This window comes from uncultured Campylobacter sp. (assembly GCF_938017705.1).
Classification (GTDB): domain Bacteria; phylum Campylobacterota; class Campylobacteria; order Campylobacterales; family Campylobacteraceae; genus Campylobacter_B.
On record NZ_CALIIS010000237.1, the window covers coordinates 1 to 8,227 of the forward strand.

Here is an 8,227-nt window from a genome sequence, read left to right on the forward strand (position 1 = left end):
CTACTTTATCCCAAATTACGTTTTTTAGGGTCATGGAAACTATAAATTTATCGCCTTCGCACGTAGCCGCGCCTAACTTTATATCTTCAGTCTCTGGGTGACTGCGCCCATTTACGGCATCCGCCAAAAATTTGCAGCGCTCGGCATCGGCATCTCCCGCAAGCGCCGCGCTGCAGATAAATACGCCGAACAGGGCGGGTATAAATTTTTTCATTTTCATCTCCTGATTTTATTTGGAATTTATCATATTAAAATTTTAAATTCAATCTATTTTTTGAAATTTAAAGACCCTTTGCGCGCCGCAAATCCGCGAGCCGCCAAAATTACTTACGTTAAAATAGCGGCGTAAATTCCATAAATCACCGCTAGAAATTTTCCAAATCGCGGCAAAAATTCTTTAAATTCCGCGTGAAATTCTATGAGCGGAAATTTCGCGGCGGATCGCATATACTCGCTCAAAGCGGCGTGCGGCGAGATCGTCCGTATCTTTTTCAAACTCGCCGTTTAAGTTATAGATTTAACGCAGCTTAAAAAAAAGCTCCAGCCAATCCGCGCCCGCCGTTTAAATTTATAAATTTAATGCAGTTCCGCGTTGAGTTTGATCGCGCGCTTGCTAACGCTTGCCGTAATCTGCCCGCTTTGGCTGTTTTGTCGGAAGTGCAGTCCGCTAAGGCCGGCAAGCTCAAGCCCTTTATAAATTTCACGATCGAACGCAAAGCCTGGATTTAGCGCTGCTAGCGCCTCGCGATCCTTTTGCGCGATAAAAACCTTCGTGCCCTCAAGTACTGCGATGCCGGCATCCACGATGCAGCGGTCGCCTAGCGGAATGCCCGTTACGGAGTTTGCGCCCAGCAAGCAGTGCTTGCCGATGCTCACAGCATTGCCGTTGGTGCCGCTTAGCACGCCCAAAATCGACGCGCCGCCGCCTATGTCGCTGCCCTCGCCCACGACGACCGAGCTGCTGACGCGCCCCTCGATCATAACGCTGCCGGTCGTGCCTGCGTTGAAATTCACGTACGCAGCACCCGGCATCACGGTCGTACCCGCAGCGATATGCGCACCCAAACGCACCTTCGCGTCATCTAAAATCCGCACATTTTGCGGCGGCACGACGTGGCTTAGGTAGCGCGGAAATTTATCGACGCTGATGATACGCGGATAGCGGCCTTGCATTTTTAAATGGATTTCGTTTTCACGCAGCCACCAAAGCTCGATCGGGCGAGCGTTTTCGTCCCATGCGACATTCGGAAGCACACTAAATGCGCCGTCTAGATTGAGCGTGCGCGGCTCGCAGAGATTTAGCGAAAGCGCATAAAGCTTAAGATAGACGCTCTCGACGCTTTTTGGCGCGGCATCCTCAAAGATAAAACTAGCGCAAAAGCTCGCGTGCTCGTCCGATTTCATCACCTCTTTAACCGCAAGCAGCACCTGCAGATTTTTATGCGCGCCCTCTTTGGCGTCTGGCTGTAGAAATTTTAAAGCCTCGATAGCCTTTTTTAGGGCTTTGTGCGTTAGCGGAAGGACGCACTCACTACCGCTAAAATCCATGACCCCTCCGCATTCGGTTAGAGCATGGATTAGCACTGCTGCGCTTACTAGCCCATCTTTAAAATTTACGTGCGCGTAATTCATGCTTAGGCTTTTATGCTCCTCCGCACGCCCCTTAAATACGCGCCCGATCGCCCACATCATCGGATCGCGATAGCCCTTTTCGGCGCGAACTTTATCCGTAAAAGCCTGAAGCTCGCTTAGGCTTTTAATCTCTTTCATATTTAATCCTTAATCGCAAAATTGCGCGGGAGTATAGCTAAATTTAATTTAAAAGGGGATTTGAAAGTTGCATATATTTTCTCGTTGATTTATATTTTTAAGCTTAATTATGCAAATTATTTACTATACTTTAATGATATTTAATGATATTAGGATAAAAAAAATATTTTGATTTTGGAGATCACGATGCCTATAAGATTTGAAAATTTAAAATCGTTACTCAGAGATATGGAAAATAGGAATTTAGTAATAGCTTCTTTTCGATTCCAATACAATATAAATACAGCAGTAATACTTAAACGATACCGAGACGGACAAACAAAACCTAATGAATATGCTAAGGTGTGGTTGAAATTTATAGATTGGGAAGACACAAATAATACTATAGAAGCATACGCTGATTTTTTTGAAGTTTATTTTAGAACTACTGAAGAATTTATAGAATTTTTTAATATACAAAATAGAGGTGCTATGAGAAATATATTCTTAGATTTTTCCAATCATTTTGCCAAATTTATTCCAACAAAATGGAGTCGACCAAATAATGATATCGAAAGGCATTTATTGGGCGGATACGCAGAGGGAAATAATCCAAACGCTATTTATTGTTTTGATGTAAGAAGAAATGGCATTGATAGAAACGGGAACCCTAACACAAGAAGTATTGAAAATAGCAATAAAGCTTACATTTTAAGACCAAATTTATATGTCCTATATAAAGATGATACAAATTTAAGTTTCTTTTTTTCAGACAATATTGAAGATGAAAGACAGGACAGGGAAATAATTAGAATGGTTGCCAATAGAAACTAACTATCATATCGGCTAGGTTTTAGAGGCAAAAACAAATTGCTTATCTGCAAAATATATGCAATTCTGAAAGTAAATTTTATCCTACCTAAACACATCATCCATCGGCGTGCTTTCGCATTTCTTGCGGTCCGCTTCTACAGAGAGCAGGCGAGCTTTGCTTTCGTCCAAAATTTTAGAGCTGATAGCAAGCCCCGGCAAATCTAAGGAATTTACGGCGTGTTTGCCCGCAAATCCGCTAAGTCCTTTGCCGAATATCCCGTTTACGCGCCCGTTCATATCATAGATCTCGCTGCCGTCGCAGTGAAAGACATTGCCCGAGATACACTCGCATTTAAGCCCGTCCGCAGCCTCCGTATATCGGTAGTCCTCGACGTATAGCGCGCCGCTTACGCCATAGACGCTACTTATCGGATTGTAGATCAGCACGGCTAAAATTTCGTTTTTTTCAGGGTTTGAGATCTCCCATTCTACGGCGCGATATGAGCTTAGCATCAGCACGATGGGTTTGGCGGATTTGGCTAAATTTACTTTGACGCGGTTGTTCATCTGTGCACTTTCGTAAATCGCGCCCAGCCACAGATCGTAATCCTTGCCCGCGGGGATCTTGGCTACGGCGTCCTTTTGGCGATAAAAGGGCTCGACGTCCTTAAAATCTACGAAAAGCTCGCTAGAATGCGCGTCGTTTAGAAACCACGCCTCTATTTTGTGTTTGCCTTTGCTAAATTTATAGGTAAGCGGGCGCTTTTGATTGCTTGACGTCCCGCCTAGAACGTCCGTGCCGTCTACGGCGATGACGAGCGTCGACCAGCCGTAATCTCCTAGCACCATCTTTTCGATATCGGCGTCGAAATTAAACTCACCGACCCAATACGCCATAAGATTTGCAGAGGGGATCTCGTGAAAGGTGTTGTTCTCGTAATTAACGCTGATGCGATCGACGTTTTCGGAAAAGATCACCTTCTTAGGCTCCTCCTTATTCAGATAAAATGCCAAAAACTTATCCTGCGGTATCTGTGCGCCTGCCGTGATCTCCTTCGCCCATTTTTGCATATTGCTCTCCTGCGCGAACGCTGCAAAAGCAAGCACCATAATAATCAAAAATCTCATTACCGACCTTTCCAATTCCGTATCAAGGTAAAATCCCTAAACCCTTGAATTCGGGTTTAGGGATTTTACCGCCTTGGCTCCACAGCTTATACGAATTAAATTTCAGCTGCGCGAGAAATTTCCTTGCCGCGACCGCTACGGATAAAATTCCATCCCAAATAAACTCTACAGAGGCTTTCGCAGATAAATTCCACTGCCATGAAACCCGGCAAAATAAAAATTTTAAACTAGCGCAATGCTGTGGCTACCGCTAAAAAGCTAGACGCGATAAATTTCAAGCCTAAAATTCATATTAAAGCCCCATCTTAAAATTTTAAAACAGAGCTTTAGCGATAAAATTTCACATTTTAAAATTCTGTGGCAAAGCTTTATGCTTAAAATTTTACATTTAAAACTCCAAGGCAGAATTCTACGGCAAATTTTACCTCGCTGAATTGTGCGTTTGGAATTTAATTTTCGCCGTTAAATTCTGCGCTTAGAATTTTATCTGAACCCTCACGTAACGGAGATTGGTAAAATTTTAGCTCGAAATTTCAAACTACGAAATTTCGTCTGCCCAAATTTTGCGAGCGCTATAAATTTGCTCAAAATCAAAGCGGAATTTCAAGCTCTAAAATTTAGTATAAAAACTCGCGCTACGAAACTCCGCACGAAATTCTATATACAAAAATTTTACTAACGCCGTAAAATCACTTCAAAATTTCGAGGCGAAATTTTAACGCAGAATTTTGAGCTATAAAATTCGGCGCAAAATCCCAAGCCGCGAAACCCGCGTGAAATTTTACCCGCTAAATTTACGGGCAAAATTCTATGACGGATTGCATACCGGAATTTTGCGAGCATTATAAAATTTGCAGCGAAATTAGGCGCGAAATTTCGAACTATGAAATTCCGCGTTGAATTTCAATCTGCAAAATTCAAGAGAAATTCCGCGCGAAATTTGACGCCGTGCCCGCCGAAGCCCTAATTCGAGAAGGCGCTCTTGCCGTCCATCACCGGCTGGATCGCGGAGTTGTCCGCCAGCTCCTCGCGATCGATCTTCTCGATCTTCTCCCACAGCTTGCGCGCGGCCTGCTCGTAGCGCTTCGCACTCAAAGAATCGGACGCATAGAAGCTCACCGGCTTGCCGCTGTCGCCGCCCTCGCGGATAGCGATCTCGATCGGGATCTCGCCGATTACTTCGGTATCGTATCGCTGTGCCAGCTTTTGCGCGCCGCCGCGGCCGAAGATGTCGTACTCCTTGCCGTTATCGGGGCAGATGAAGCCGCTCATATTCTCGATAAGACCTGCGATCGGGATGTGGAGCTTTTCAAACATATCAAGCCCGCGCGCGCTGTCGTCTAGCGCGACCGTCTGCGGCGTCGTAACGCACACGCCCGCCGTCACCGGCACGCTCTGAGCGAGCGTAAGCTGCGCGTCGCCCGTACCCGGAGGCATATCCAAAAACAGCACGTCCAGATCGCTCCACGCCACGTCTTTTAGCAGCTGCTCGATCGCTTTCATTATCATCGAGCCGCGCCAGATGAGGCTCGCGCCCTCCTCCATCAGCACGCCCATACTCATCATCTCCACGCCGTGGCTTAAGATCGGCTTTAGCTTCTGCCCTACGACGCTTGCTTGCGTCTTATCCTCGCCCAGCATTCGCGGCAAATTTGGTCCGTAAATATCGGCATCCAAAATCCCCACTCTCTTGCCGAGCTTTGCCGTGCTGATGGCTAAATTTAGCGTCGTCGTGCTCTTGCCTACGCCGCCCTTGCCGCTGCTGATCATCACGAAATGCTTGATCTGCGGCGCGATATTTTTGCCGCTGCGAGAATTGCTCTTTTCCTCGGCGATCTTGGGTTGTTTGATTAAAATTTCCACGTCCGCGCCGAGCGCCTTTTGCACCGCCGATCTGAGCTCTGCTGCGATCTCCGGCTTGGCGCTGGGGATTTCGATCCCTACGAAAATTCTATCGCCGATCTCGACCTCTTTTACAAATCCAAAATCCACGATGCTTTTAGAAAAGCCCGGATAGATCACGCTTTTAAGCAAATTTAAGACTTCGTCTTTACTCATTCTTTCTCCTTATTTTCGGTTAAATTTCTACTGATTTTATATGCGCAAAATTTCGGCCCGCACATCGAGCAAAACTCCGCGCCCTTGTAAATTTCATCGCCCAGGCTCTCATCATGCAGCTCGCGCGCATGATCTGGATCGAAGCTAAGCTCAAACTGCCTGTTCCAATCAAAACCATACCGCGCATCGCTCATCGCATGATCGCGCTCTATCGCGCCTTCTTTGCCTAACGCGACGTCTGCGGCGTGAGCGGCGATTTTATGCGCGATGATACCCTCTCTGACGTCTTTTGCATTGGGAAGCCCCAGATGCTCCTTGGGCGTCACGTAGCAGAGCATGCTGGCGCCGCAATACGCAGCCATACTCCCGCCGATAGCCGAGCTGATATGATCGTAGCCCGCGCCGATGTCAGTCGGAAGCGGCCCCAGCACGTAAAACGGCGCGTCGCGGCAGATCTTGCGCTCTAGCTGCATATTAAGCTCGATCTCGTTAAACGGGATATGCCCCGGCCCCTCGATCATCACCTGCACGTTTTTTTCATTCGCGCGCAGGGCTAGCTCGCCTAAAATTTCAAGCTCGCTAAGCTGCGCCCTATCGGTCGCATCGTATAAGCAGCCCGGGCGCAAGCCGTCTCCCAGAGATAGCGATACGTCATAAGCGGCGCAGATATCGCAAATTTCATCAAATGCTTCGTAGAAGGGGTTTTGCTTGTGAAATTTCATCATCCACGACGCTATCAGCGAGCCGCCCCTGCTTACGATACCCATTTTGCGACGGGACAGCAGCGGCATAAACTCGAGCTTAAAGCCCGCGTGGATCGTGAAATAATCCACTCCCTGCCGTGCCTGCTTCTCGATCGTGCTAAGAATAGCGCTCGTTTTTAAATTTTTAATATCGCCCAGCTCATGGATCATCTGATAGATCGGCACCGTGCCTATGGGTACGGGCGAGCGCTCGATTATCGCGGCGCGGATCTCGTCCAAATCTCCGCCCGTGCTTAGATCCATCACCGTATCGGCGCCGTATTTTAAGCAGACCTCAAGCTTTTCCAGCTCGCCCTCAATATCGCTCGTCGTGCCCGAGGAGCCGATGTTTGCGTTGATCTTGCACCGCAGCGCGCGCCCGATACCGATGGGTTTTAGACTTTTGTGATTAACGTTTGCGGGAATGATCACTTTTCCTTGCGCGATCAGATCGCACAAGGCTCGCACGTCCATGTGCTCGCTTTGCGCGACCTCTCTCATCTGCGGCGTCACTTCGCCTTTTTTTGCAAAATAGATCTGCGTTACGCAGCTTTCGGTCATTTTCGCCTCGCTTACTTAAAAATGCGCGTATAATATAACAAATTTCATTAATCCTTACTTTTCTTTTGCCGTTTATTTTCGTAACGCAGGATGAAATTTTACCGCCGCGCCGTGTAAATTTACGCCTAAACTCAAGATATTTCAGCGCGCAAGCCGCGATTAATTTTGCTTTCATTTTTAATACGTATAATTTCGTAACAAAATTTCAAGGATACAATTTGAAAGATATATCGCTGATTTTGCTCGCCGCGGGCGATTCGAGCAGGTTTGAGCTCCCAGTCAAAAAGCAGTGGCTGCGCGTGGGAGAGCTACCACTTTGGCAATACGTCGCGCAGAATATCGCGCGGGCGCACCCATTTAAAAAAATCATAATCGCCGTAAACGAGGAGGACGTGAGCTATTGCGAGCGCCTCTATGCGTGCAGCTCGGCTTCGGCGCGCGGCAAAAGCGCGGAGTACGACACGAGCGAGTATAAATTTCAAAGAAAGCAGGGCGGGATCGAATGCGGCGCAGACGATCTAAACGACGCAAGCAAGCCGCAGAGCGCGGAAAATTTTAAAGCTCAAGTCGGATGCGGCGCGGATGAACGCGGCTCTGCAAATTTAAAATTTCACTTCGCCCCTGGCGGCGCAAATCGCCAAAGCTCGCTAAAAAACGCGCTAAAGCTCGTAGAGAGCGAGCTCGTGCTCGTAAGCGACGTGGCACGCGCGCAAATTTCGCCCGAGCTGATCTCCTCGCTGATACGAAATTTAGGCAGCGCGGACTGCATCAGCCCCTATCTTGGCGTAAACGACACGACCTATCTCGGCGAGCGCATTGTGGAGCGAGAGAAGCTGCGCCTCATCCAAACGCCGCAGCTTTCGCGCACGGCGCTGCTTAAAAAGGCGCTTGAGGGAAGCGAAATTTTTACCGACGACAGCGCGGCGATCGGCAGCGCGGGCGGGCAGTTGGAATTTATAAAAGGCGAAGCGGGCGCGCTTAAGATCACGCGCGTAAGCGATCTGGCGGCGCTAAATTTAAAACCCTGCTCGCGCGATATCTTCTGCGGTACGGGTTACGACGTGCATGCGCTTGAAAAAGGTGCGGGCATCGTGTTCGGCGGCGTACAGATCCCGTGCGAGTTCGCGCTGATCGCACACAGCGACGGCGATGTAGCGATTCATGCCCTAATCGAC

8 protein-coding genes are annotated in these 8,227 nt (G+C 48.0%); 2 read left to right on the top strand and 6 right to left on the bottom strand.

Annotated elements, in window-relative coordinates; all coding sequences use genetic code 11:
• The 3 genes from Q0605_RS10950 to Q0605_RS10960 all read right to left on the bottom strand — a co-directional run.
• The coding region (locus Q0605_RS10950; protein WP_298706893.1) for a hypothetical protein at positions 1 to 214 on the bottom strand (214 nt) is incomplete at its 3' end.
• A 113-nt stretch (positions 215 to 327) separates the two neighbouring features.
• Positions 328 to 495 (bottom strand): hypothetical protein, encoded by a 168-nt coding sequence (locus Q0605_RS10955; RefSeq protein ID WP_298706894.1) that lies wholly within the window; start codon positions 493 to 495, stop codon positions 328 to 330.
• Positions 496 to 576: 81 nt separating this feature from the next.
• On the bottom strand, positions 577 to 1,770 hold the full coding sequence (locus Q0605_RS10960) for a tetrahydrodipicolinate N-succinyltransferase N-terminal domain-containing protein (protein WP_298706895.1): 1,194 nt from the start codon (positions 1,768 to 1,770) through the stop codon (positions 577 to 579).
• Between the two features lie 186 nt (positions 1,771 to 1,956).
• On the opposite strand from Q0605_RS10960, the gene Q0605_RS10965 reads away from it, so the two are divergent.
• The gene (locus Q0605_RS10965) at positions 1,957 to 2,583 is read left to right on the top strand and encodes a DUF6037 family protein (protein WP_298706896.1); all 627 of its coding nucleotides are present in this window, start codon (positions 1,957 to 1,959) and stop codon (positions 2,581 to 2,583) included.
• Between the two features lie 81 nt (positions 2,584 to 2,664).
• Here the strand turns inward: Q0605_RS10965 and Q0605_RS10970 are convergent, their stop codons facing one another.
• From Q0605_RS10970 to thiC, 3 genes are all read right to left on the bottom strand, one after another.
• Entirely contained in the window at positions 2,665 to 3,690 is a 1,026-nt protein-coding gene (locus Q0605_RS10970; RefSeq protein WP_298706897.1) for a hypothetical protein, read from the bottom strand.
• 963 nt (positions 3,691 to 4,653) lie between these two features.
• Complete coding sequence (locus Q0605_RS10975) at positions 4,654 to 5,748, bottom strand: Mrp/NBP35 family ATP-binding protein (protein WP_298706898.1); 1,095 nt, start codon at positions 5,746 to 5,748, stop codon at positions 4,654 to 4,656.
• Complete coding sequence (gene thiC / locus Q0605_RS10980; RefSeq protein ID WP_298706899.1) at positions 5,745 to 7,052, bottom strand: phosphomethylpyrimidine synthase ThiC; 1,308 nt, start codon at positions 7,050 to 7,052, stop codon at positions 5,745 to 5,747. Before thiC ends, Q0605_RS10975 begins: the two co-directional genes overlap by 4 nt.
• Positions 7,053 to 7,270: 218 nt before the next feature.
• Here thiC and Q0605_RS10985 point away from each other — a divergent pair.
• A partial coding sequence (locus tag Q0605_RS10985) for a 2-C-methyl-D-erythritol 2,4-cyclodiphosphate synthase (RefSeq protein ID WP_298706900.1) occupies positions 7,271 to 8,227 on the top strand: 957 nt, incomplete at its 3' end.